Annotated in this window: 18 protein-coding genes; 8 read left to right on the top strand and 10 right to left on the bottom strand. The window is 70.8% G+C overall.

All coding sequences use genetic code 11. The features are described 5' to 3' along the window. Positions 1 to 12 precede the first annotated feature (12 nt). The 4 genes from DEJ31_RS12065 to DEJ31_RS12050 all read right to left on the bottom strand — a co-directional run bounded on the left by DEJ31_RS12065 (position 13) and on the right by DEJ31_RS12050 (position 5,337). Positions 13 to 1,845, bottom strand: a complete 1,833-nt coding sequence (locus DEJ31_RS12065) for a beta-galactosidase family protein (protein ID WP_111121975.1) — start codon at positions 1,843 to 1,845, stop codon at positions 13 to 15. Between the two features lie 96 nt (positions 1,846 to 1,941). Beyond that, positions 1,942 to 3,276: a sugar ABC transporter substrate-binding protein gene (locus DEJ31_RS12060; RefSeq protein ID WP_110904343.1), complete on the bottom strand. Its 1,335-nt coding sequence runs from the start codon at positions 3,274 to 3,276 to the stop codon at positions 1,942 to 1,944. 139 nt (positions 3,277 to 3,415) lie between these two features. Then, positions 3,416 to 4,393: a carbohydrate ABC transporter permease gene (locus tag DEJ31_RS12055; RefSeq protein WP_111121974.1), complete on the bottom strand. Its 978-nt coding sequence runs from the start codon at positions 4,391 to 4,393 to the stop codon at positions 3,416 to 3,418. Next, complete coding sequence (locus tag DEJ31_RS12050; RefSeq protein ID WP_111044050.1) at positions 4,390 to 5,337, bottom strand: carbohydrate ABC transporter permease; 948 nt, start codon at positions 5,335 to 5,337, stop codon at positions 4,390 to 4,392. Before DEJ31_RS12050 ends, DEJ31_RS12055 begins: the two co-directional genes overlap by 4 nt. Positions 5,338 to 5,535: 198 nt before the next feature. Between DEJ31_RS12050 and DEJ31_RS12045 the strand changes: the two genes are divergently transcribed. Further along, positions 5,536 to 6,573 carry a LacI family DNA-binding transcriptional regulator gene (locus DEJ31_RS12045; RefSeq protein ID WP_375537627.1) on the top strand — a complete coding sequence of 346 codons (1,038 nt, stop codon included), beginning with the start codon at positions 5,536 to 5,538 and terminating at the stop codon, positions 6,571 to 6,573. A gap of 355 nt (positions 6,574 to 6,928) precedes the next feature. Here the strand turns inward: DEJ31_RS12045 and DEJ31_RS12040 are convergent, their stop codons facing one another. Next, a complete protein-coding gene (locus DEJ31_RS12040; RefSeq protein ID WP_110904339.1) occupies positions 6,929 to 8,431 on the bottom strand; it encodes an alpha-N-arabinofuranosidase in 1,503 nt (500 codons plus the stop codon). A 228-nt stretch (positions 8,432 to 8,659) separates the two neighbouring features. On the opposite strand from DEJ31_RS12040, the gene DEJ31_RS12035 reads away from it, so the two are divergent. The 3 genes from DEJ31_RS12035 (at position 8,660) to DEJ31_RS12025 (ending at position 11,972) form a co-directional block, all read left to right on the top strand. Next, positions 8,660 to 10,021: an extracellular solute-binding protein gene (locus DEJ31_RS12035; protein WP_110904338.1), complete on the top strand. Its 1,362-nt coding sequence runs from the start codon at positions 8,660 to 8,662 to the stop codon at positions 10,019 to 10,021. A gap of 69 nt (positions 10,022 to 10,090) precedes the next feature. Next, the gene (locus DEJ31_RS12030; RefSeq protein ID WP_110904337.1) at positions 10,091 to 11,056 is read left to right on the top strand and encodes a carbohydrate ABC transporter permease; all 966 of its coding nucleotides are present in this window, start codon (positions 10,091 to 10,093) and stop codon (positions 11,054 to 11,056) included. A 1-nt stretch (position 11,057) separates the two neighbouring features. Then, on the top strand, positions 11,058 to 11,972 hold the full coding sequence (locus DEJ31_RS12025) for a carbohydrate ABC transporter permease (protein ID WP_110904336.1): 915 nt from the start codon (positions 11,058 to 11,060) through the stop codon (positions 11,970 to 11,972). A gap of 115 nt (positions 11,973 to 12,087) precedes the next feature. On the opposite strand, the gene DEJ31_RS12020 is transcribed toward DEJ31_RS12025, so the two are convergent. Both DEJ31_RS12020 and DEJ31_RS12015 read right to left on the bottom strand, forming a co-directional pair. Next, the gene (locus DEJ31_RS12020) at positions 12,088 to 12,471 is read right to left on the bottom strand and encodes a VOC family protein (protein ID WP_110904335.1); all 384 of its coding nucleotides are present in this window, start codon (positions 12,469 to 12,471) and stop codon (positions 12,088 to 12,090) included. Positions 12,472 to 12,503: 32 nt separating this feature from the next. Beyond that, entirely contained in the window at positions 12,504 to 13,328 is an 825-nt protein-coding gene (locus DEJ31_RS12015) for a siderophore-interacting protein (RefSeq protein WP_111121972.1), read from the bottom strand. A 28-nt stretch (positions 13,329 to 13,356) separates the two neighbouring features. On the opposite strand from DEJ31_RS12015, the gene DEJ31_RS12010 reads away from it, so the two are divergent. The 4 genes from DEJ31_RS12010 to DEJ31_RS11990 all read left to right on the top strand — a co-directional run bounded on the left by DEJ31_RS12010 (position 13,357) and on the right by DEJ31_RS11990 (position 17,499). Next, on the top strand, positions 13,357 to 14,436 hold the full coding sequence (locus tag DEJ31_RS12010) for an iron ABC transporter permease (RefSeq protein ID WP_258366280.1): 1,080 nt from the start codon (positions 13,357 to 13,359) through the stop codon (positions 14,434 to 14,436). Next, a complete protein-coding gene (locus DEJ31_RS12005; RefSeq protein ID WP_110904332.1) occupies positions 14,433 to 15,566 on the top strand; it encodes an iron chelate uptake ABC transporter family permease subunit in 1,134 nt (377 codons plus the stop codon). The genes DEJ31_RS12010 and DEJ31_RS12005 overlap by 4 nt, the downstream gene beginning before the upstream one ends. After that, positions 15,563 to 16,414 carry an ABC transporter ATP-binding protein gene (locus DEJ31_RS12000; protein WP_110904331.1) on the top strand — a complete coding sequence of 284 codons (852 nt, stop codon included), beginning with the start codon at positions 15,563 to 15,565 and terminating at the stop codon, positions 16,412 to 16,414. The genes DEJ31_RS12005 and DEJ31_RS12000 overlap by 4 nt, the downstream gene beginning before the upstream one ends. 68 nt (positions 16,415 to 16,482) lie before the next feature. After that, positions 16,483 to 17,499: an ABC transporter substrate-binding protein gene (locus tag DEJ31_RS11990; RefSeq protein ID WP_146243148.1), complete on the top strand. Its 1,017-nt coding sequence runs from the start codon at positions 16,483 to 16,485 to the stop codon at positions 17,497 to 17,499. A gap of 73 nt (positions 17,500 to 17,572) precedes the next feature. Here the strand turns inward: DEJ31_RS11990 and bla are convergent, their stop codons facing one another. From bla to DEJ31_RS11970, 3 genes are all read right to left on the bottom strand, one after another. Then, positions 17,573 to 18,514, bottom strand: coding sequence for a class A beta-lactamase (gene bla / locus DEJ31_RS11985; protein WP_111121969.1), 942 nt, complete (start codon positions 18,512 to 18,514; stop codon positions 17,573 to 17,575). Next, positions 18,511 to 19,584, bottom strand: a complete 1,074-nt coding sequence (locus DEJ31_RS11980) for a LacI family DNA-binding transcriptional regulator (RefSeq protein WP_111121968.1) — start codon at positions 19,582 to 19,584, stop codon at positions 18,511 to 18,513. Before DEJ31_RS11980 ends, bla begins: the two co-directional genes overlap by 4 nt. A gap of 122 nt (positions 19,585 to 19,706) precedes the next feature. Next, positions 19,707 to 23,720, bottom strand: coding sequence for a sugar-binding protein (locus DEJ31_RS11970; protein WP_181433520.1), 4,014 nt, complete (start codon positions 23,718 to 23,720; stop codon positions 19,707 to 19,709). Positions 23,721 to 23,887 lie beyond the last annotated feature (167 nt).

The raw sequence follows: 23,887 nt of genomic DNA, 5'->3' as shown, positions 1-23,887 counted from the left end.
GGTGCAGGCGGGTCAGGCCTCGGTGTGCCCGAGCGCCGGCTCGACGCACATGCAGACGGTCCGGGACGCCGATGCGTGCACCTCGAAGACGACGACCTCGTTCCGTCCGGGCCGGAGCACGGGGCCGGGGACGGCGAGCGTCGCCTGTGGGCCTCGTGACCAGTACCGGCCGAGACAGAACCCGTTGACCCAGGCGACGCCCTTCCGGAACCCGTCGAGCGCGAGGTAGCGGTCGAGGTCCGCGCCGCTCTCGGCCAGGTCGAACGACCCCATGGCGTACGCCGGACCGGCCAGGGTCTCCCCCGCCGACGTCGCCGCGGTCCGCAGGGCGTCGAGCGCGTCCTCCGGCACCGGGTCGAGTGCCAGGGGCGAGACGGTCCAGCGGGACAGGACGTCGTCGTCGATCCGGACCGCTCCGATCAGTCCCTTCGGCTCGCCGATGCGCGGCCCGTAGTCGACGCGTCCCTGGTCCTCGACGAGCAGTTCCAGGAGGCCCGTCACCGGTGGCAGGGCGATGGCACGGTCGTGGTGCTCCCGCTCCAGGACGCCGACGGTCCGACCGTCGACGCGGACGAGGGCACGGTCGCGGACCTCTTCGGCGACGGTCAGCACGCCACCCTCGGGCAGGTCGACCTCCGTCCGGTACAGGACGAACCCGGAGGCGGCGCCCAACTCGTCGAACGTCGGCGGCGTCTCGTGCGTGGTCCAGGACGTGATCGTCGGCAGGAGGCCAGCGAGCGGGAGGACGCGGTCCAGGCGGACGGCGACGTCCCAGGCGGGGGTGGGGCGTGCCTCCAGGCCGGCGACGGCGTCCGTCGTGAGCCGACCGGACCCGCCGGGCTGCATCGACGCGGGCAGGTCGGGGACCGGAGCGTGACGGGCGATGACCTGCCGGAAGGCGTGGAACTTCTCGGTGGGGCGACCGGCCTCGTCGAGCGGGGCGTCGTAGTCGTACGACGTCGCGATCGGCCGGTACACGCCCTTGTCGTTCGCGCCGTTGGTGAACCCGAAGTTCGTGCCGCCGTGGAACATGTAGACGTTCACCGAGCCGCCAGCGGCGAGCAGGTCGTCCAGGTCCGACGCCGAGGCTGCGGCCGAGGTGGTGTGATGGTGCTCGCCCCAGCTGTCGAACCAGCCGTCCCAGAACTCGGAGCACATCAGCGGACCGGTCGGCTGCGCCTGGCGGAGGCGTGCGAGACGTTCCGTGGAGCGGGAGCCGAACGAGCCGGTCTTGTGCAGCGACGGCAGCGACCCGTCCTCGAGCATCGAGCCCATCGGCTGGTCGACGCTCGTGAACGGCACGGTGAGCCCGATGTCGCGGTGCATGCGCTCGAGCTTCTCGAGGTAGACGGGGTCGGACCCGTACGCGCCGTACTCGTTCTCCACCTGCACGAGCACGATCGGGCCGCCGGCGTCGATCTGCCGCGGAACCAGGATCGCGGCGAGGGCGTCGAGGTAGCGGCCGACCGCGGCGAGGAACTGCGGTTCGTCGCGGCGGATCCCGACCGTGCGGTCGGTGAACAGCCAGAACGGCAGGCCGCCGTTCGTCCACTCGGCGCAGATGTAGGGGCCGGGCCGGACGATGGCGTGCATGCCCTCGGCGGCGACGAGGTCCAGGAACCGGCCGAGGTCGAGCCCTCCGGTGAAGTCGAAGGTGCCTGGGGTGGCCTCGTGCGCGTTCCACGCGACGTAGGTCTCGACGGTGTTCAGACCCATGAGCTTGGCCTTGCGGATCCGGTCGGCCCACAGGTCGGGGTGGACGCGGAAGTAGTGGATCGCACCGGAGAGCACCCGGTGCGGCTGCCCGTCGAGCAGGAAGTCGGTGTCGCCGATGGCGAAGCGCATGTCACGTCTTTCTGGTGGGAACACGTCTGGTGGCGACGCGTCTCGTGGGAACGCGGCCGTGCGGAGAACCCGCACGGCCGCGTCGATGTGGTGGGGCTACTTGGTCGAGACCGTGAAGCCCTGGTCCTTGCCGTACTTCACGAGGGCGTCCTGCCAGGCGGACAGACCCGACTCGAGCGACGTGCCCTTCTCGTACGACTGCCCGACGGTGTCGGCGTAGACGCTGTTCGCGTACACCTGGTACGGCAGGTAGGTGAAGTCGTTGTCCGACGCCTTGGACGCGTCGACGAGCACCTTGTTGATCTGCTGGCCACCGAAGTAGTCCGGCTTCTCGTCGAGGAACGCGGACGACTCGAGGTCGGCGGTGGTGGACGGGAAGCCGCCGGACTCCATGAAGACCTTGGTCGAGGCCTTCGACGAGTTCAGCCACTTGAGGAAGCCGGCGGCGAGGGCCGGGTTCTTCGACTGCTTCATGACGACCTCGGCGCTGCCGCCGTTGTTCGCGGTGGCCGCGGTGCCGCCGTCGTAGGTCGGCATCGGGGCGACGCGCCAGTCACCCTTGGCGTCCGCGACGCTGGCCTCGAGGTTGCCGGGCATCCAGGCGCCGGTGATCAGCGTGGCGATCTGGCCGTTGCCGAGCTGCTTGTACCAGTCATCCGTCCAGCCGACGGTCTTGGACAGGAGCTTCTGCTCGACGAGCTCGTCCCAGGTCTTGGTCCACTTCTTGGTGCCCTCGTCCTGCAGGTTGATCGTCACCTCGTCACCGTCGGTGGTGAACGGGGTGCCGCCGGCCTGGGCGATCATGCTCGTGGTGAAGCCCGCGTCCCCGGAGTCGGCCGCCAGGTACTTCTCGGGGTCGGCCTGGTGCAGCTTCTTGGCGGCTGCGACGTACTCGTCCCACGTCTTCGGCACCTCGATGCCGTACTCGTCGAAGACCTTCTTGTTGTAGAACATGGCCATGGGGCCCGAGTCCTGGGGCAGCCCGTAGACCTTGCCGTCCATCGAGACCGAGTTCCAGGTGCTCGCCGCGAACTTGCTCTTCAGGTCGCCGAAGCCGTAGTCGGACAGGTTGAGCAGCGACTCGGAGAGGGCGAACTGCGGGAGCGCGTAGTACTCGACCTGGGCGACGTCGGGGGCGCCCGAGCCGGCCTTCACAGTGTTCTGCAGCTTCGTGTACTGGTCGGCGCCGGTACCGGCGTTGACGAGCTTGACCTTCACCTTCGGGTAGGCCTTCTCGAACGCGGCGACCTGGTCCTTCGCGGAGGGGGTCCACGACCAGTAGGTCAGGGTGCCGCCCTGATCGAGGGCCTTGTCGATGTCCGAGGCCGAGCCGCCGGAGCCGGAGCCGCCGGACGCGCAGGCGGCGAGGGCCATCGCGGCGGTGACGCCGATGGCGAGGGCGCTGAGCCCGCGCCGGAGACGCTTCTGCATGGTGGTGCCTTTCACTTCATCGTGAAGAAGGTGCTTCTTCGTGGAGGAGGGACTGCTCGGTGCCGGTGCGGTCCCCGCGGGGCCGCGCCGTGCCTCCCGGCCGGGGTCCGGTGCTGCTGACCGGGGCCGGAGGGCGGGATCAGGCCTTGACGGACCCGGCCGCGAGGCCGGACTGCCAGAAGCGCTGGAGGAAGAGGAACGCCACCACGATCGGGATGATCGTGAGGAGCGAGCCGGTGACGACGAGGTTGTAGATCGGCTGCGCACCGGAGCCGGTGGCCTGCGCGTTCCACTGGTTCAAACCGACGGTCAGCGGGTACCACTTCGGGTCGCTCAGCATGATGAGCGGCAGGAAGTAGTTGTTCCAGGTAGCGACGACCGCGAACAGCAGGACCGTGACGACACCGGGTGCCAGGAGCTTCAATGCGATGGTGAAGAAGATCCGGAACTCGCCGGCACCGTCCATGCGGGCGGCCTCGATGAGTTCGGTGGGGATCGCCTCGACCGCGTAGGTCCAGATCAGGTACATGCCGAACGGGCTGATCAACGAGGGCAGGATGATCGCCCACGGGGTGTTCGTCAGGCCCACCTGCGAGAAGAGCAGGAAGGTCGGGACGGCCAGGGCGGTGCCCGGGACGGCGATCGCGCCGAGGACGATGGCGAACACCGCGCGACGGCCGGGGAACTGGAACTTGGCCATGCCGTAGCCGGCGACCGTCGCGAGCAGGGTCGCTCCCCCGGCACCGACCACCACGTAGAGCAGTGTGTTGCCGAGCCACTGGACGAAGATGCCGTCGTTGTAGGTGAGCGTGTCGACGATGTTCTGCCACAGGTTGAAGTCCCCGCCGAACCACAGGCCGAAGGTGGAGAGCAGTGACGCCTGCGTCTTCGTGCTGTTCACCAGCAGGTAGAACAGCGGCGCGAACGAGTAGACGACGAACACGACCATGACCGCGGTCAGCAGACCGGAGCGCTTCACCTTGCGTCCGTCGACGGGCTGCGCCGCCTTCCGGGAGGCTCGGGTGCGGCGTTCGCGCGGGTCACCCTGCGTCGTGGTCGCCTCGGTCACCGTGGCCGGCCCGGCGGGACCGGTGGCGGGGTGCTGCAGGGTGCTCATCGGTTCTCCTGTCGGGTGCCGCGGACCTGCACGACGTAGGCGATGACTGCGGTGATGACGCCCATGACGATCGCGACGGTGGCGGAGTAGTTGAACTGCTGGCCGCTGAAGGACAGCGAGTAGGCGTACATGTTCGGCGTGAAGGCGCTGCCGATGACGTTCGGGGCGAGGGTCTTCAGCAGGTTCGGCTCGTTGAAGAGCTGGAAGCTGCCGATGATCGAGAAGATCGTGGCGATGACCATCGGGCCGCGGAGAGCCGGGAGCTTGATCGAGAAGACGGTGCGCATCGGGCCGGCGCCGTCGAGCTCGGCGGCCTCGTACAGGTCGGCGGGGACGGTGCGGAGGGCGGCGTAGAAGATCAGCATGTTGTAGCCGAGGAACTCCCACGTGACCACGTTGCCGATGCTCGTGAGGACCCACGACGAACTGAACGGCTGCAGCAGGTCGATGCCGAGGGCGTCGTTCGCCGCTCCGGTCAGGCCGAACTGGTTGCCGTAGATGAAGCCCCAGATCAGGGCTGCGACGACCCCGGGGACGGCGTAGGGCAGGAACACCGCGATGCGGAAGAACCCGGTGCCCCAGAGGCGGGCGCTGTCGAGGGCCAGGGCGGCGACGAGGGCGAGGCCCAGCATGATCGGCACCTGCACGACGAGGAAGATCGCGACCCGTCCGAAGCCGGACCAGAACTTGGCGTCCTGGAAGAGCTGGACGTAGTTGGCGAACCAGACGAACTGGTTGCCGCCGATGAGCTGGTCGCGGAACAGGCTGAGCCAGAGGGCGTAGCCGATCGGGACGATGAGCATCAGGACGAGGACGGCGACGAACGGGCCGACGAAGAGCCAGCCGGTCATCCGCCCCCGGGGCTTCCCACGGCGACGCGGTGCGGGCGTGGTGCCCGTGCGTCGCGGCGCCGCCTCGGGGCTCCGCGCGGTGAGCGTGCTCATGTGACTCCTTCGTCGTGTCCTGACTGACGTCGACGGGTCTCCCAGCGCCGGTGGTCGTGCTGCGACCGGCCCTGATGTTGACGTCAACATCGAACGCTGGCGACCATAGCATGGCAACGTCAACATGCACTAGCGTTCGCAGGAGTGGCCGTGCGCAGGCGCCGACCCGAACCGTTCCGAGGAAGGCAGCGCGTGACCATCTCGACGACCACGGACGCTGCGGCTTCCGCCCGCCGCGCCCCGTCGCTCGCCGCCGTGGCCGAGGCTGCCGGTGTCTCGATGCAGACCGTCTCCCGGGTCGCCCGCGGCTTCGACAACGTCAGCCCCGAGACCCGCACCCGCGTCCAGCAGGCGATGGCCGAGCTCGGCTACCGCCCCAACCGTGCCGCGCGGGCCCTGCGCTCCGGACGGTTCCGGACCATCGGCGTGATCATGTTCACCCTGGCGTCCTACGGCAACATGCGCACGCTCGAGGCCATCGCCGACGCCGCAGGGGTCGCCGACTTCACCATCACGCTGCTGCCGATGGCATCGCGGACCGAGGAGGGCGTCCGCTCCGCGTTCTCCCGCCTGCACGAACAGGCCGTCGACGGCGTGGTCATCATCATCGAGTCCCACGTGATCGACACCGCCGAGGTCGAACTGCCCGACGGTGTCCCGATGGTCGTCGTGGACTCCACCGGCACGACCGACCACCCGGCGATCGACACCGATCAGGCCGACGGCGCCCGACTGGCGACCCAGCACCTGCTCGACCTCGGGCACGACACGGTCTGGCACGTGGCCGGCCCCGCGTCGTCGTACTCGGCGGCGAGGCGACAGGCCGCGTGGAGTGCCACGCTCACCGCAGCCGGACGGACGGTCCCACCCGTGCTCGAGGGCGACTGGAGCACGTCGTCCGGCTACCGCTCCGGCCTCGAGATCGCCCGTCGCCCCGAGATCACCGCGGTGTTCGCGGCGAACGACCAGACCGCGCTCGGGGTCCTGCGTGCCTGCCACGAGCTCGGCCGCGCCGTCCCGTCCACGCTCAGCGTCGTCGGCTTCGACGACTCCCCCGAGTCGGACTCGTTCTGGCCGCCGCTCACCACCGTGCACCAGTCCTTCGACGAGGTCGGGCGCCGCGCGGTCGCCACCCTCCTGCGCCAGATCGAGGGCGGTGCCGCCACGGCGGCGACCGACCTGGTGCCGGTGCGGCTCGTCGTGCGCGCGAGCACGGCCGCGCCGGCGCCGCGCTAGCCGCGCCGGCGGCCGCTGGCGGCACGGCGGCGGGCCGGCGGCCGCCGGTCCAGTCCGCGAAAGCGACGGATCACCGCGGTCCTCCGGCGCCCATGTGTCGCTTCCGCGCCCATGTCGCTGCCGGGAGGCGCGGCGCGGACCCGCCACGCGCCTCCCGGCTGGCCGACGGAGCGGCAGGCGGGGCAGGCGGTTGTGCGCGCGAAAGCGACAGAAAGCGGCCGACGAGACGCGCACATCTGTCGCTTTCTCGAACCGGACTGCTGCGGCACCACACGAGAAGGACGCCGGGCCCCCGAAGGGACCCGGCGTCCTCTGCTCACTCGACGCTCGCCGCACGCAGCGCGCGCCGAGGCGTCTACCCGATCGAGAGCGCCGTCCAGGAGACCGGCGGCAGCTCGATCGTGATCGTGTCACCCTCGCGGCGGACGGACTCGTTGGTCCGCAGTCCGACCCGGGAGGTGTTCGACAGGTCGTTCACGGCGTGCAGGTCATCGTCCCAGATGCCCTCCGCGTGCACGTCACCGTCGACGTCGAGCCCGGACAGGTCGATGGTGACCGTGGTGCTCTCGGTCTGGTGGCGGTTGACGAGGAACACCGCAGCGCGGCCGTCCTCGACCGTGGCGGCCGAATCGACGACCGGGACGGTGCCGTGCTTCCCGCCGTCGACGGTGTCACCCGAGGCGACGACGTTGAGCGAGGTCCCATGGGCCAGGCGCGAGGTGACCGAGAACGGGAAGAACGTGGTCTGCCGCCAGGCCTCGCCACCGGGCTCGGTCATGATCGGGCCGATCACGTTGACGAGCTGCGCGATCGACGCCGACGCGACTCGGTCGGCGTGCCGCAGGAGCGAGATGAGCAGCCCGCCGAGGACGACGGCGTCCGCGACGGTGTAGACGTCCTCCAGGAGGCGCGGGGCGACCGGCCAGTCCTCGAGCGTGAACGTCTTGGCCATCGCCTCCCACTTCGTGATCGACCAGACGTTCCACTCGTCGAACGAGATGTCGATCCGCTTGTCGGAGCCCTTGTGCGCCTGCACGTGGTCCGCGGCGGTCGTCACCGTCTTGATGAAGTGGTCCATGTTGGCGCCGGAGGCGAGGAACGAGGTGAGGTCCTGGTCCTCCTCGTAGTAGGCGTGCGCCGAGATGTAGTCCACGTCCTCGTACGCGTGCTCGAGGACGGTGCGCTCCCACTCGCCGAACGTCGGCATCGACGCTCCGGAGGACCCGCAGGCGACGAGCTCGAGGTCGGGCTGGATCTGCCGCATCGCCTTGGCGGTCATCGCGGCGAGCTTGCCGTAGTCCTCGGCGTTCTTGTGGCCGAGCTGCCACGGGCCGTCCATCTCGTTGCCGAGGCACCACATGGTGATGCCGAAGGGCTCCTCGCGGCCGTTGGCCTTGCGCTCCTCGGAGCGGGCGGTGCCACCCCGGATGTTCGCGTACTCGAGCAACTCGATGGCCTCGGCGGCCCCGCGGGTGCCGAGGTTCACGGCGAGCATGAGCTCCGAGCCCACCGAGTCGAGCCACTGCTGGAACTCGTGCAGGCCGACCTCGTTCGTCTCGGTCGAGTGCCACGCCAGGTCGAGTCGGCGGGGACGCTGCTCGACCGGGCCGACGCCGTCCTCCCACTTGTAGCCGGAGACGAAGTTGCCGCCGGGGTAGCGGATGGTCGTGACGCCGAGCTCCTTGACGAGTTCGATGACGTCCTTGCGGAAGCCGTGCTCGTCGGCCGACTCGTGCGCGGGTTCGTGGATGCCGTCGTAGACGTGGCGGCCGAGGTGTTCGACGAAGCCGCCGAACAGTCGGCGTCGCACGGGGCCCACCGTGAACGCGGAGTCGAGGACGAGGTGTGTGCGGGGCATGGATCTCCTTCGATCAGGCTGTGCGTCGAGCACGGGTGTTCCGCGGTGTCACGGAAGTGAGCGCTCACCTACGGGAAACGGTATCGGGTGTCGACACGGGACGGAAGGGCTGGCGCGCAGGTCGGCGCGGCGCTAACGTGAGCGCTCACGGGGCACCGACGCCCCGCGATCGGGACGACGTCCACCCGGATGGAGTCCCGCTTCGGCCCGTCCCGATGGAGTGATGCCATGCCGAACCGATCCGTCCCACCCCTCCGCGGGTCAACGTTCACCCGCAGGAGCCTGCTCGCCGCCGGAGCGGCGGCCGCAACGGTCCTCCCCCTCGCCGCGTGCTCGAGCCCGCTCTCGGCCGGTCTCGCCGGCAGTGCCCTCAATCCCGAGACCCTGGTCTTCTGGAACCTCTTCGGTGGTGGCGACGGTGTCCGCATGCAGGCGATGGAGGACGGCTACGCCAAGCAGCACGGCGGCTCGTCCGCCCTGCAGGCGACCACGTTCGCCTGGGGCAACCCGTACTACTCGAAGCTGACACTCGCGACCGTCGGGAACAAGCCGCCGGACGTCGCGATCGCCCACCTGACCCGGGCGAAGCCGCTCTGGGACGGCGACCTGCTCGACCCGATCACGGCAGAGGACCTCGCCGGCGTGGGACTGAAGGCGAGCGACTTCAACCAGAAGGCCTGGGCCGCGCAGAAGACCGACGGCGCCAACATCGCGATCCCGCTCGACACGCACCCGTTCGTGCTGTTCTACAACGTCGATGTCTGCCAGAAGGCCGGGCTGCTCGACAGCAACGGCGAGCTGAAGAGCCTCGACGGCATGGACGCGTTCGAGAGCGCGCTGGCGGCCGTGTCGAAGGTCACCGGCGGCACCGCGCTCAACGTCGCGAACGTCGTTCCCGAGACCGCGACTCCGTGGCGGTTCTTCTGGACGATGTACAACCAGATCGACGGCGCGACACCGTTCATCAGCGACGGCGGCGGGAAGCTCACCGTCAACGAGGACGCCTACAACGAGGTCACCAGCCGCACGCAGAAGTGGGTGAAGCAGGGCTGGATGAACAAGGCCCTGGACTACGCCACCGCACAGTCGCTGATGTTCGACGGCAAGGCCGGCTTCTTCATGCAGGGCGAGTGGGAGATCAGCACCGCCCAGTCGATCAAGGGGCTGAAGTTCGGCATGGCGCCGATCCCGACGCTCTACGACAAGCCCGCCACCCAGGCCGACTCGCACACGTTCATCCTGCCGAAGAAGGACCGCTCCCCGGCGCAGAAGAAGGCCGCCATGCTGTTCATCAAGCAGATGCTCGAGCAGAGTCTGACCTGGGCCGAGGGCGGGCACGTCCCGGCCTACATGCCCACGTTCGACAGCACCCAGTACAAGGACCTCAAGCCGCAGTCGAACTACGCCGCCGCCGCCGAGACCGCGGTCTTCGACGACGCCGCCTGGTACGGCGGGTCGGGCTCCACCTTCGAGGGCACGGTCGGCGCACAGCTCGCACTCGTCCAGCAGGGCAGCTCGAGTCCCGCGCAGGCACTCAGCGCGATCAAGAGCCAGCTGGCCACCTACCTGAACACCCCGAGCCCGCTGTGACCGGGCACGCGACCACCGGCCACCTGCACACCACGAACGACGTGAACACCGCGCGAAAGGCACGATGACGTGACCACAGCACCAGTTCTCGACCGGCCGACGGACGCGACCCTCGCGCCGCGGCCGCGCCGCTCATACCGGACCAGCCTCACCCGCGGGCAGGGCCGCAGCGGGTGGCTCTTCCTCGCCCCCTTCGGCCTGTTCTACGTGGCCTTCCTGCTCGGCCCGACGATCTGGATGATCGTCACGAGCTTCTTCAACACATCGACCGTGCGCACCGGCCTCGGCAGCTTCGCCGGGTTCGCGAACTACGCCGAGATGCTCGGACGCTCCGACTTCTGGTCCTCGCTCTGGCACACGCTGCAGTTCACGCTGTACACGACACCGCCGCTGGTGATCCTGGCGTTCGTCTTCGCGGTGCTGACGAACCGGATGAACAAGGGCCAGTGGTTCTTCCGCCTGGCGTTCTTCCTGCCGTTCATCCTGCCGTCCGCGACGATCTCGCTGATCTGGGTGTTCATCTTCACGCCGGCCACCGGCCTGTTCGCGACGATCCAGTCCGCGATCGGTCTGACCCCGGGTTCCGGCATGCTGTCCAGCCCGAACACGGCGATGATCGGCGTCGCCATCGCCACGGTCTGGTGGACGCTCGGCTTCAACTTCGTGCTGTACCTGGCCGGCCTGCAGGAGATCCCCCGCGAGCTGTACGAGGCCGCCGCCGTCGACGGTGCCTCGAACTGGCAGCAGATCAAGTCGATCACCCTCCCGCTGCTCGGTCGCACGACGACGCTCGTCATCCTGCTGCAGATCATCGCGAGCCTGAAGATCTTCGACCAGGTGTACCTGATGACGAACGGCGGCCCGGGCATCTCGACCCAGGTCTCGCTGCAGCTCATCACCGGTGTCGGGTTCACCGACAACCGGCTCGGCGCCGCTTCGGCTGCGTCGGTCCTGCTGTTCATCGTGATCGTCGCCATCGCGGTCATCCGGCAGCTCGTCGAGCGCGCTGCCGCCAAGCGTGAGATCGGAGCCTGACATGACCGCCACCGAGAGCATCACCACCGGACGCGCCAAGCTCCGCACCGGCGTCTCCTCGGCCGCTCCGACGAGCGCCGCGAAGATCGGCGTCAGCGGCCGCGGCTTCACGATCGCGTCGGCCGTCGTCCTGACGGTGTTCGCGATCATCTGGCTCATCCCGAGCCTGTTCGCGCTGAAGACCTCGCTGTCCGACAACGGCGTGGCAGCGCTCGGCGCGAAGTCGATCCTGTCGAACTGGAACCCGACGCTGCACTCCTACGCGTCACTGTTCCAGTCCGGCGACATCTGGAACTGGTACCTGGCCAGCGGCATCACGAGCGTCGTCACCGCGGTGCTCACGGTGATCTTCGCGTCGATGGCGGCGTTCGCTCTGTCCCGGCTCGTGTTCCGCGGTCGGAACATCGCGTTCCTGCTCATCATCCTGGGCATCATGATCCCGACGCAGGTCCTGATCATCCCGATCTTCCAGGAGCTCAACGCGGTCAACCTGCTCAACACCTACTGGTCGGTGATCTTCCCGCAGGTGCCCGCCGTGATCGCGGTGTTCATCTTCAAGCAGTTCTTCGACGGCATCCCGAAGGAGCTGGAAGAGGCAGCCCGCATCGACGGCGCCGGCATCTGGAAGATCTACTGGTCGGTCATCCTGCCGCTGTCGCGTCCGGTGATCGCCGCGGTGACGATCCTGACCTTCGTCGGGGTCTGGAACAACCTGCTGCTGCCGCTGTTCGTGCTGTCGAACCCGGACCTCATGACGATCCCGGTCGGGCTCGCCACGGTCCAGGGCAGCTTCGGTCAGCGCTACGCGGACATCCAGGCGGGTGCGATCCTGGCGGCGCTGCCGCTGATCATCCTGTACCTGATCTTCCAGCGGCAGATCGTCGAGGGTGTCACCGGCTCGGGTCTGAAGGGCTGAGGTCCGGCCCGGACGACGCGTCCGGACCACGTGACGGACGGGAGGCTCCCCACCAGCTGGTGGGGAGCCTCCCGTCCGTCGTGGGTGCGGTCCACGCCTGGTGGAACCGGTTCCGTCAGCCGGCGAGCGGCGCGAGCCGTGACCGCAGGAGGCAGAACTCGTTGCCCTCCGGGTCCTGCAGCACGTGCCACGACTCCTCGCCGGTCTGCCCGACGTCCGCCGGGCGGGCACCGAGCGCGAGCAGCCGTTCCAGCTCGGCGTCCTGGTCGCGGTCGACCGGGTTGACGTCGATGTGCAGGCGCAGGGGCTGTGTCTTCGCGTGCGGCACGCGGGACAGGATGATCGTCGGCGTCGCGCCGCCGAAGCCGGAGGCGGGGCCGATCTCGATGCCGTCCTCGTCCTTGCCGAGTTCGACGTAGTCGAGGACGGCGCACCAGAAGCGGGACAGGGCCTCGGGGTCGTCGCAGTTCAGGACCAGTTCGCTCAGGCGGCAGCTCATGGCGAGAGGATACGCGGGGCGGGGTCGGTCCGTCAGGCGAGGACGGGCTGGCGCGCCTCGTGCTTCCAGAACCCCGAGAAGGTGATGCGCGACTTCGGCAGCCCCGCTCGGTGCAGGTGGCGGCGGCCCTCGGTGGCGAGCCGGGACTCCCCCACGACGAACGCGTAGCCGAGGTCGTCGCAGGGCACGTGCCGCTGCAGTTCGGCGAGCGCCGCACGTCCGGGCACCGCGTGGGCGTCGCCGCGGACGAGCCAGGTGACGGTGACCCCGACGGGCGCGTCCAGGTCGCGGATGTCGAGCGCCGAGGGGACCTCCTGGATGATGCGGCCGATGGTGTCGCGCGGCAGGGACCGGGCGATGCCGACGACGGCGGGGAGGCCGGTCTCCTCGGCGGCGATGACGACCTCGCTGGCGTCGTCCGGGCAGTCGAAGATGCAGCCCTGGTCCAAGAGTGCGAGTTCGTCGCCGGGGCGGGCGGCGCAGGCCCAGATCGCGGCGCGGCCCTCGAGCTGGCCGTCTGCGGTGGTGTGCACCACGAAGTCGATGTCCATCTCGCCGAGTTCGGGCCGGTGCCCGGCGACGGTGTAGTTGGCGCAGTGCGGGCGCGAGGCCTCGGGGATGCGCAGGTACTGCGGCCACCACTTGGCGCCGTCGATCTCGGGCATCACGAAGGTGTCCTGCTCGGGGCGCTGCAGGAACAGGCGGAACCAGTGGTCGAAGCCCAGGAACGGGAAGGCGCGGATCTCGTCGCTCGCGATGGTGACGCGTTGGATCGACGGGGTGTGCCGTCCGGTGCGGACGACACTCGCCCGGAACAGCCGCGGGTTCTCGGGCATCAGCCTCGGGATCTTCGCCATGAGGGAAGGCTAACCTAATATGGCTTCCGTGCCACCCCCTCCCCTCGCTGTCCCGACCGCGCCGGCCGCCCTGCCCGGAGCGGTGATCGGCGCCTCCGGGGTGCACCGACGGACGGCCCGACGTCGTGTGGCGGTGCTGCTCGGGCTGGCCGTGCTGGTCCTCGCCGCGGCGGTCGCGAGCATGCTCCTCGGCAGCAACCACATCGGTGCCGACCGGGTGTTCGCCGGCCTGACCCGGACCGGATCGGGGACCGACGAGGCCATCGTCTGGGGCTCCCGTGTCCCGCGCACCCTGATCGGCGCGAGCGTCGGTGCCGCGCTCGGGATCGCGGGCCTGCTCATGCAGGGGCACACCCGGAACCCCCTCGCCGACCCCGGCCTGTTCGGCGTCTCCGCGGGCGCCGGCCTGGCGGTCGTCCTCGGCGCGTTCGTGTTCGGCGTGACGAGCACCAGCGCCTCGGTCTGGTTCGCTCTCGTCGGCGCGGTCGTCGCGAGCGTCGTGGTCTTCTCGGTGACCGTCGCCGGCAGCGGGACCGCCAGCCCGGTGCCGCTCGCCCTGGCGGGGGCCGCCGTGTCCGCCCTGCTCGGCGCGCTGACGTCCTTCATCGTGCTCACCGACCAGGATTCCCTCGACGCCTACCGCCTGTGGGTCGTCGGGTCCCTGTCCGGTCGGCAGCTCGACGTGCTCGCTGCGGCATGGCCGTTCATGGCCGTCGGCCTGGTGCTCGCGATCTGGAACACCCGCGCCCTCGACGCACTCGGCCTCGGGTCGGAGCTGGCGAAGGGCCTCGGCGAGGACCTGCTCACCGCGCGGCTCGTCGGCCTCGGCGGCATCACCCTGCTGGCCGCCGGCGCCACCGCCGCGGCCGGTCCGATCGCCTTCGTCGGCCTGACCGTGCCGCACGTCGCCCGCGCCGTGGTCGGGACCGGTCACCGGTGGACCCTGCCGGCGTCGGCACTGCTCGGGGCCGTGCTCGTCCTGGCCGCGGACGTCGTCGGGCGGCTGATCGGCGGGTTCGCCGAGGTCGAGGTCGGCATCGTCCTGGCCGTCATCGGCGGTCCGGTGTTCGTCGCCGTCGCCCGCCGCCGATCGCTGGTCTCACTGTGAGCGCCACGACGCGGGTCGACACCGGCACGCCCACGAACGCGCCCGCGCCGACGCCGGGTCCCACACCGACCGCCACCGCCCCCCGTCGCGGCATCCGGATCGGCCCGGTCGGCCTCGCCTGGCGCCCCCGCGTCCTCACCACCTCCGTCATCGCGGTCGTCGCGGCACTGCTGCTCGTCGTCCTCGGTGTCGCGATCGGCTCGACGTTCATCGCCCCGGGCACCGTCGTCCGCGCCCTGCTCGGCCTCGAGTCCGGGCCGGACCAGTTCATCGTGTCGACCCTGCGCCTCCCCCGCGTCCTGACCGGTGCACTCGTCGGCCTGACGCTCGCGGTCGCCGGAGCCCTGACGCAGACCTTCACCCGCAACCCGCTCGGGACGCCGGACATCATCGGCGTGACCTCCGGCGCGAGCGTCGGCGCGGTGGCGGCGGTCGTCCTCGGCGGCGGCAGTTCCTCGGTCAGCGCGCTGGTCCTCGGCGGCGGCATCCCCGTCGCCGCGACGATCGGTGCCCTGGTCGCGGCGACGATCGTCTACGGTCTCGGCTGGCGCGGCGGCGTGCAGAGCCACCGGCTGATCCTGGTCGGCATCGGGGTCAGTGCGACGCTCGACGCCGTGACGAGCTACCTGCTCGTCCGCGCGAAGATCACCCAGGCCACGGCCGCGTCACAGTGGTTGGTCGGCAGTCTGTCGAGCACCTCGTGGACGACGGTGTGGCCGCTGCTGGTGATCGCCGCGGTCGGGGTGCCGATCGCCCTGGCGACCTCGGCCGCACTCGGCATCGGGCAACTCGGCGACGAGGTCGCCACCGGCGTCGGCCTGGGCGTCCAGCGCCACCGGTTGCTCGTGATCGGGCTGGCGGTCGTGCTCACCGCCGCTGCGGTCGCGGCCGCCGGCCCGGTCGGCTTCGTCGCCTTCGTGGTCCCGCAGATCGCGCTGCGGATCGCGGGGACGAACCGGCCGCCACTGCTGCTGTCGGCAGCGCTCGGCGCGGTCCTGGTCCTCGGCGCAGACCTGCTCGCCCGCTCGGCCTTCCCCTGGCAGGTACCGGTGGGCATCGTCACGACCGTGATCGGCGCCCCCTACCTGATCTGGCTCCTCATCCGTCACCGCAAGGAGATGTCCCGATGACCACGACGACCCCCTCGGTCGCGCCCGCGACGCCAGCCGCTGCTCGCGAGCACGCCGCCCCCGTCCTGGAGGCCCGTGCTCTGTCCGTCGGCTACGACCGGACCGCGGTCATCCGGGACCTCGACCTGACGATCGAGCGTGGCACCGTGACCACGTTCCTCGGTGCGAACGGGTGCGGCAAGTCGACGCTCCTCAAGGCGCTCGGCCGCGTGCTCAAGCCGCAGGCCGGCGAGGTGCTCCTGGACGGCTCGCCGATCCGGAAGGAACCGAACCGGGCCGTCGCGCGGAAGCTCGCGATCCTGCCGCAGTCACCCCTCGCTCCGGCCGGGACGAGCGTGCTCGACCTGGTGATGCGCGGCCGGAACCCGCACCAGTCCTGGGCCCGCCCGTGGACCGCCGAGGACGCTGCCGTGGCCGAGGACGCCATCGCCGCCACCGGCCTGACCGACGTGGCGCACCGCGACGTCGCGAGCCTGTCCGGCGGACAGCGCCAGCGGGCCTGGATCGCCCTGGTGCTGGCGCAGCGGGCGGACACGCTCCTGCTCGACGAACCGACGACCTACCTGGACCTCGCGCACCAGCTCGACGTCCTCCGGCTCGTCCGACGGATCAACCGGGAGCAGGGCTCCACGGTCGTGATGGTCCTGCACGACCTGACGTTGGCCGCGCGCTACTCCGACCGGCTCGTCGTCCTCCACGACGGCGGTGTCGTGGCCGACGGCACACCCGCCGAGGTCCTCACCCCGGCCGTCCTCGAGCGGGCGTTCGGCCTGCACGCCCGCGTGGTCCCGGACCCGGTGACGGGGGCGCCCATGGTGGTCCCGGAGGCCGACGAACACGACGTGTGACGCGCCTCCCGGCCGGGAACCGTCCCGGAACTGGTGGATCCACTCAGGTTAGGTTAGGCTCACCTAACGTGAACACTCTCCGCCGCGGCACGGTCCGTGCCGCCCTCCTGACCGCCGTCACCGCGACGGCCCTCATCCTCACCGGCTGCTCGAGCACCGGTGGATCCGACGACGCCGGCGACGGCACGAGCGCGTCCTCCCGCGCCTGGTCGTACGAGGACGCCACCGGAGCGACCGTCAAGGTCGACCACACCCCGAAGCGCGTCGTGGTCCTCAACGACATCGCGATCTCGTTCATCGAGTACGGCCTGCACCCGGTCGGCACCTTCGGCCAGCTGACCATGGCGAAGGACCAGCGCTTCGAGGGCCTGGCCACGAAGGGCATCACCCAGCTCGGCACCGGCTACGGCGACATCGACCTCGAGAAGCTCGCGGCCCTGAAGCCCGACCTCGTCGTCACCTCGGTCTACCCGACGGACACCAAGGGCACGCTCGACACCACGCAGCCGGCCTACGGCTTCAAGGACAAGGAGCAGGAGGAGCAGGTCGCGTCCATCGCACCGATCGCCCAGGTGAAGTGGGGCGGCGAGGGCGAGGACGTCATCGAGCACATCGCCGACCTGGCCGAGTCGCTCGGGGCGAAGGAAGACACGGTCGAGGCCGCCGAGCAGGACTTCGACACCGCCAAGGGCGCCCTGCAGAAGGCAGTGCAGGAGAACGACCTCTCCATCGTCTCGATGTACGCGGACGGCGACGGCGCCTACGTCACCCGCCCGTCCGACGAGCCGACGCTGCAGATGTACACCGACTTCGGCGTCGACTTCGTCGTCCCGAAGCCGAAGGGCTGGTACTGGGGCATCTACAGCTGGGAGAACGCGGGCCAGATCTCGGGCGACATGATCCTGCTGTCGCAGCAGGGGTACCAGGTCTCGGACCTCGAGAAGCAGCCGACGTTCGCGGGCAACGCGGCCCTCGAGGCCGGCCAGGTTCACAGCTGGACCTTCCCCGCCCTCGACTACGCCTCGCAGGCCGACTACATGACGAAGCTCGCGGGCTGGATCCACGACAGCAAGCCGGTCTCCTGACGCAACCGCACGACGCAACGGGAGGATGCCCACCAGCTGGTGGGCAGCCTCCCGTCCGTCGTCCGCGCCGGCGTCAGCCGCGCAGGGCCGCGACGGCCGTCCGGGTGGCCGCGGCGACGAGCGCGTCGTCCGGCTCGGCGTCCGCCGTCGACCGGCTGGTCATCACGACGAGGACGATCGGGGCCCCGCCGGGTGGTGTGACGATCCCGACGTCGTTCCGCACCCCGTGGGAGCCGGTGCCGGTCTTGTCCGCGACGGTCCAGCCCGTCGGCACCCCGGCGCGGATCGTCGCGTCGCCGGTGGTGGTGCCCGCCATCGTGTCGACGAGCAGCTCCCGGTCGTCCGGCTGCAGGGCGTCGCCGAGCAGGACCGTCCGCAGGTCCGCGGCGAACTGGGCCGGCGTGGTCGTGTCACGGTCGTCGCCCGGGGTGGCCTCGTTGAGGTCCGGCTCGATCCGGACGACCTGTGTCACCTGGTCACCGATCCCGCGGAGCCACTGCTGCACGACCGACGGGCCGCCGACCCGCGCGACGAGCAGGTTCGCGGCCGTGTCGTCACTGGAGCGGAGCATCGCGTCGAGGAGCGCGCGGACGGTCATGCCCGAGCCGACGTGCTGCGAGGTCACCGGGGCGTACGAGAGCAGGTCGCGCTGCTCGATCGGCACGACGGCGTCGAGGTCGGCGGGTGACGCGTCGTCGAGCACGGTCGCGGCGATGAACACCTTCGCCGCCGATGCGAACGCGAAGCGCTCCCCGGCCCGGTGCGTGACCGTGGCCCCGCTGCCGGTGTCGATCGCGACGACACCGAGGCGGGCGTCGTGCGCGCCCTCGAGCCCGTCGAACGCCCGCCTGGTTGCGGCACTCATGGTGGCTGCCGGCGCCGGCGAGGCACTCGCGCTCGGCGTCCGGTCCGCGACACCCACCGGCGCCGTGGCTGTCGGCTGGCACCCGGCGACGCCGAACGGCAGACCGAGCGCGAGCCCTGTGACGACGGCGAGCGCGACGGAACGCCTCACGGTCGCTCCGGCCGGGTGGTGGTCCGCAGGGCCAGCGACCAGGGAGCAGTGGGCGCCGCGGTCACCTGTCCGAGCGCGAGCAGGGCGCACTGGGTGCCCTGCTCCTCGAGCGCCTGGTGCACGCTCGTCAGCCCGTGCTGCGCAGCCTCCGGGGAGTCGTCCCAGCCGCTCACCGCGACGTCCCCCGGTGTGCTCCGGCCGGTCTCGGTGAGGACGTCGAGCACCGCGAGGGCGAGTTGGTCGCTCATCGCGACGACGGCGTCCGGCGCGGACTCCTGGGCGTCGGCACCGCCGAGCAGTTCCTCGATGACGGGTCGGGCGTCCTGGCGGTGGTTCCGTCCGACGACCGCGACGGGGACGTCGGCCCAGCGGTGTCCCGCGGCCTCGACCGCGTCCCGGTAGCCGCGGAGCCGCTGACGGGCCCCGGGGAACCGGACGTCGTCGAGGGCGGGACCGTGGACCACCGTGGCCTCCTGCTCGTCCTCGAGGGCGAAGCTGACGACGGCCGGACGTGCGGCGCCGGCGAAGGTGGCGGTGGCGACCGCTGCCGCCGCTGACCGGTCGTCGATCGTTACGACGTGCACCCGACCCGCGACCTGGTCGACATCGGGCCGCGCTCGGAGCGAGTCCGGCTCGGCGCCCTGGATCGCGACCCGCCGCCCGGAGGCGACGACGGCGTCGAGCAGGGGTCCGTCGGACACGCCGGTCCAGAGGACGAAGGCGTCGGCGGCGGACTCACGGATCCGATCGGCGTCCCGGGCGTCACCGTTCACCGGCACCAGGGTCAGGCTCTGCTGGAACTCGACGCACACCGACGCGACGCCGGCCAGGAACCGGCTCGACTCCGGGTCGTCGAAGGCGTAGGTCAGCCCCTCGCCGACGACGACGGCGATGCTGTTGCTCCGACCCTGGCGCAGGGAGCGGGCGGCCGGGTTCGGTCCGGCGTACCCGAGGGCCGTCGCGGAGGTCTCGACGCGGGCCCGGGTCCCCGGGGAGACCCGGTGCGGGGCGCTGTAGGCGTAGGAGACCGTCATCACGGACACGCCCGCAGCACGTGCCACGTCGGCCATCGTCACCCTCGTCCGGTCCGGCACCTTCCCACGATAGTGCGGGCCGCCTGCCGGTCCCCCGTGGGCTGTACCGCGTGCCGGAGCGGCACCTGCCGCCGGACCGTCGGTCCGGCGGCCGGTCGTCACTCGTCCCCGCTGCCCGGGGTGGCGCCCTCACCGCTCATCCGGCGCCGTCGGACCACGGCCGCCGTCAGACCGGCGGCCAGCAGGACGGCTGCGAGCACCGACAGGGGCACCAGGAGGTCGCTCCCCGTGAAGGCCAGTGATCCGGGCCTCCCGTCGGGGACCGTGCCGCCACCCGTGCCGGCACCCGGGCCGGTCCCGTTGCCCGCGCCCGGGTCGGTACCGCCGCCGGCGCCGCCGCCGGCGCCACCACCACCGGCACCGGCGCCACCACCACCGGCACCGGCGCCGTCCGTCGCTCGGGTGATCGTGACCGACCGCGAGGTCGCGGTGCCGTCCTCGGAGCCGGGACGCGACGCGGTGACCCGGACCGCGATCCGGTGACCGGCGTCGGCCGCGGCGACCAGGTAGGTCGCCGGCGACGACGCCGCCCGCGCCCGCGCCGCGGCGACCGGCTCGCCGTCACGGAGCCACTGGTACCGGAACGTCAGCCCGTCGGTCGACCACGTACCGGGGTGCGCGGTGAGGGTGCTGCCCACGGTCGGCTGACCCGAGATGGTCGGCAGCTCGGTCGCCGTGGGGGCCGGTGTCACAGTGGCTTCTCCGAGACCGATCGTGACGGACTCCGTGCCCTTCGGCAGCGTGACCGTGCCGGCTGCCCGGTCGACCGTCGCGCCCGGGACGTCGACGCTGGCGATGTTCCCCTCGAGGGCGAGGAGTTGCACGCTGATGCTCGGGACACGGTCCAGGTCGCCCGAGAACGTCAGGTGCACGGAGTCGTCGTCGGCGGTCATGGCGTACCCGACACGACCGCCGTCCTGCACCGGGAAGCGGTCGAGCGCGACCTGCTTGCCCGTGGAGACCCAGTCGGCCGGGACTCCGCGGCCGACGATGAGCGAGCCGTCGGACTTCAGCGAGAGGAGCGAGTCGAACAGGACCTTCGTGCCCATCGCCTGGCCCCACATGTGCTGGTCGGACCCGCCGCCGCCGGACGCGTGGTCGATGTCCCACGGGGAGTCGGCCTTCGGTTGGTCCACGCCCTCCCACCAGCCGAACGGGCCGCTCTGGGAGTGCTCGATCATGAACTGGTAGGCCTTGATCCCGATGTCGCGGTGGTCCTCGCCGCGCAGTGCCGCCCCGCCGTACCCGGCGTTGTACGCGCTGGAGTAGTAGCCGTGCGGGTACCCGCCGAAGTTCGCCGGGGAGTCCGACACGTCCTTCCGTCGGTCGATGCCGTAGGCGTAGGTCTCGTCGATGCTGTCGAGCATCGTGCCGGACTGCGGCATGTCGTAGAGGTAGCTGTCCCACGCCCAACCGCCGAACAGGAACATCGACGCCCAGTTCGCGTCCCGCGGGTCGCTCCGGGGGCCGGTCTCGTTCGGCTCGTCCATCGCCATCGGCATGTAGTCGATGCCGAACTCGCTGCGGGTCGCGTCGAGTCGTGCGTTCGCCGCCGCCATCAGGCTGTCGTACTCGGACTGCGCCCAGCTCGCCTCGGCGTCGTCGCCCAGCCGCTCCGCGAGGTAGCGGTAGGTCGACAGGCCGTAGAGCGCCGACCAGTTGTCGACCGTCCAGTGGCCGTCGGAGTCGATGGCGTTGGTGATCTTGATGATCCCGGTGCCGTCGTCCTCACGGTCGCTGGCGATCGTGTGGGTGTTCTCCCGGATCGTGGCGAAGTGGTCGCGGACGAAGGTGTCGTCCCCGGTCCGCTCGAGGTACATCGCGTACGGCGCGCTGTACTTCCACTTGGCGTCCTGGTACTGCAGCTCGGCGGGCAGCGTCGCGAGGTAGTCCTTCGCGTACGCGAAGTCACCCATGTTGAGCAGGTTCGAGACGATGCCGATCGTGTCGTGGTCGAACATCTCGTCGTACCCGTTCTCGCCCACGTGCAGCTGCTTCTGCCCGTCGACGTCGTCCCGGATGATCAGCGTGTAGATGTAGCCGGCCTTGTAGGCGTCGATGAGGCCCGGGTCCGGCAGCGCCGTGATGTCGGCGACGGTGGCGAGCCGGTCGTTCCAGTAGGTCCGCATGTGGGCGTAGTGGTCGTCGTAGCTGCCGAGCCCGGCGATCTGCGCGTCGGTGGGCCAGGCGTACGTGCCGCCGAACCGGTCTGCTCCGACGGCGTAGTCGCGGACGACGGTGGCACCCGGGTCGACGGTCGTGGCGCGGCTGGAGCCGTCGAGCGGCACCAGCGCGGACGAGACCCGGGGCAGCGTGGCGGCGGTGTCCGTCGTGTTCGTCACGGTCATCCGCGAGTACGCGACCTCGTACCGGTTGCCGCCCACGGTGACCTCGTCCGCGAAGCTCTGCACCGAGATGTCGAGCCCGGCCTTGGCGTAGCGGCTGACGAATGCCGGCAGGTAGCCCTCCGCGTTCTCCCAGCTGATCTTGCCCGGGATGTCCGGCACGCCGAAGGTGATCATCGTGTCGCCGTGGTCACGGAGGCGGTAGCTGCCGTCGATGAACGCGATCGGAGCGTCCACGTCCCCCTCCCACCCGAACGAGCTCGTGAGCCCGGGGTGGCTCTGCCAGGTGTACCGGGCACCACTCGCACTCGCGGTGACGGCGGCCAACGCCGCGCGGAGCAGGTGCGTCGCACTCTGGACGTCGGCGTCGCTCGAGCCGGCGTCGTCGAGCAGCGCCGAGGCCGTCGCGGTCTCCGCCTCGAGCTGCGCGACGCTCGGCTCGTCGGCGGTGGCCAGGTCGACCGCGCGCGCCTGCTGCACCAGTCCGGTCAGTTCCGCCCGGTGGTCCTGCGGCGCGAGGGCGACCCCGGCCAGGGTGACGTTCCCGTTCCCGCCGGACTCCGTCGTCGCGGTGAGCTGCGCGCTGACGCGTGCCGCGGCCCCCGCCGGGATCGTCAGCGTGTACAGGTGGCTCACCGCGGAGCCGCCCGCCGTCAGTCCGGTGTCGGTGAGGACGGGCTCGGCCGTGTCATCGAGGGTGACGCTCAGCCTGGCGCTGGCCTGCCAGACACCGGCGACGAACTGCAGGGTCCGCGGTGCCCGGTCAGCCCGCACGGTGAGGTCCCAGCCGGACGGCTTCGTGGCGTCGTCGCCCGGAGCGAGGAAGACGCCACCGGTCCGGGTACCGTCCTGCGTCGCCGTCGGGACGCCGTTCGTCCAGCTGTACGTCGTCGGGTTGTCGCCCTGCTGCTTGATCGTGCCCGCCGGGTCACGGTTCACCACGCCCAGGGAGCCGTCGCCGTCCCGAGCCCGGTCCACGGTGGCACCGTCGAGGTGCAGCCAGTCGCTGGTGCCGGCAGCCGTGAGGTCGAGCCGCTGCGGTGTCGGTCCGGCCGTCAGCTGCGGCCCGTCGTCCAGCGAGCGCAAGGCCGCGCCCATGAACGAGACGTTGCCGTCCCGCCCGGTGATCGTCCGCAGGGTCGCGGTGACGACCGCGCCCTCCCCCGGCCGCATGGTCACGGTGGTGCGCTGGACCGCGGCGGACCCACCGGCCGACAACCGGCTGGTCTGGACGGTGGCGCCGTCGGTGGTCGCGACGGTCAGGTCGGCGTCGGCCTGCCAGATCCCGCCGACCAGGGTCAGCTGGCGGGTACCCTGGCCGCTCGGCACGGTGAGGCGGAAGCCCGCGTCGTGCTCCGTGGCGTCGCCGACCGTGGTCAGGTCGTAGCGGTACACGGCTCCGGTGGTCACCCCCGTCGCGGTCTCCTGCCGCGCTCCGTCCGACCACGCGAAGGCGACCGGGCTGTCGGAGAGCGCCACCGTCGGTGTCTCGGGACGGAGGCTCGCCAGCGTCATCGCGTCGATGCGGTCCCGCTTCGTCTCGGTCGCACCCCCGTCGGCGTGCACCCAGTCGAGCCCACCCTGCGCGGTCAGGTCCGTCGTGCCGGCGGCGCCGGCTCCGCCGGGAAGTCGTTCCGCGCCGACGACGAGGGGCTGTGGCGGCTGCGCTGCCGCCGTCGCGGTGAGGGCGGGCGACGCGATCGCCGCCACCACCGCTGCCGCCGTCGTGATGGCCGCGAACGCGCGTCCACGTCTGGTCGTTCTCATCGTCATCTGCTCCAACACCGTCGTCGGGGACTGGCGAGGCAGACGTCGTCGTCCACCCTCCCGGCCCCTCGACGGGGGTCGGCACCGTCACGCTAAGCGGGTCGGAGGCCGGAAGGCAAGCGATTTGTGTATCGATACATGGCGGGCATGAGAACGGGCCGTTCCGG

This window comes from Curtobacterium sp. MCPF17_031 (assembly GCF_003234035.1).
Classification (GTDB): Bacteria; Actinomycetota; Actinomycetes; order Actinomycetales; family Microbacteriaceae; genus Curtobacterium.
Note: the sequence above shows the minus strand (reverse complement) of the source record. Positions and strands in the feature narration are given on the sequence as shown.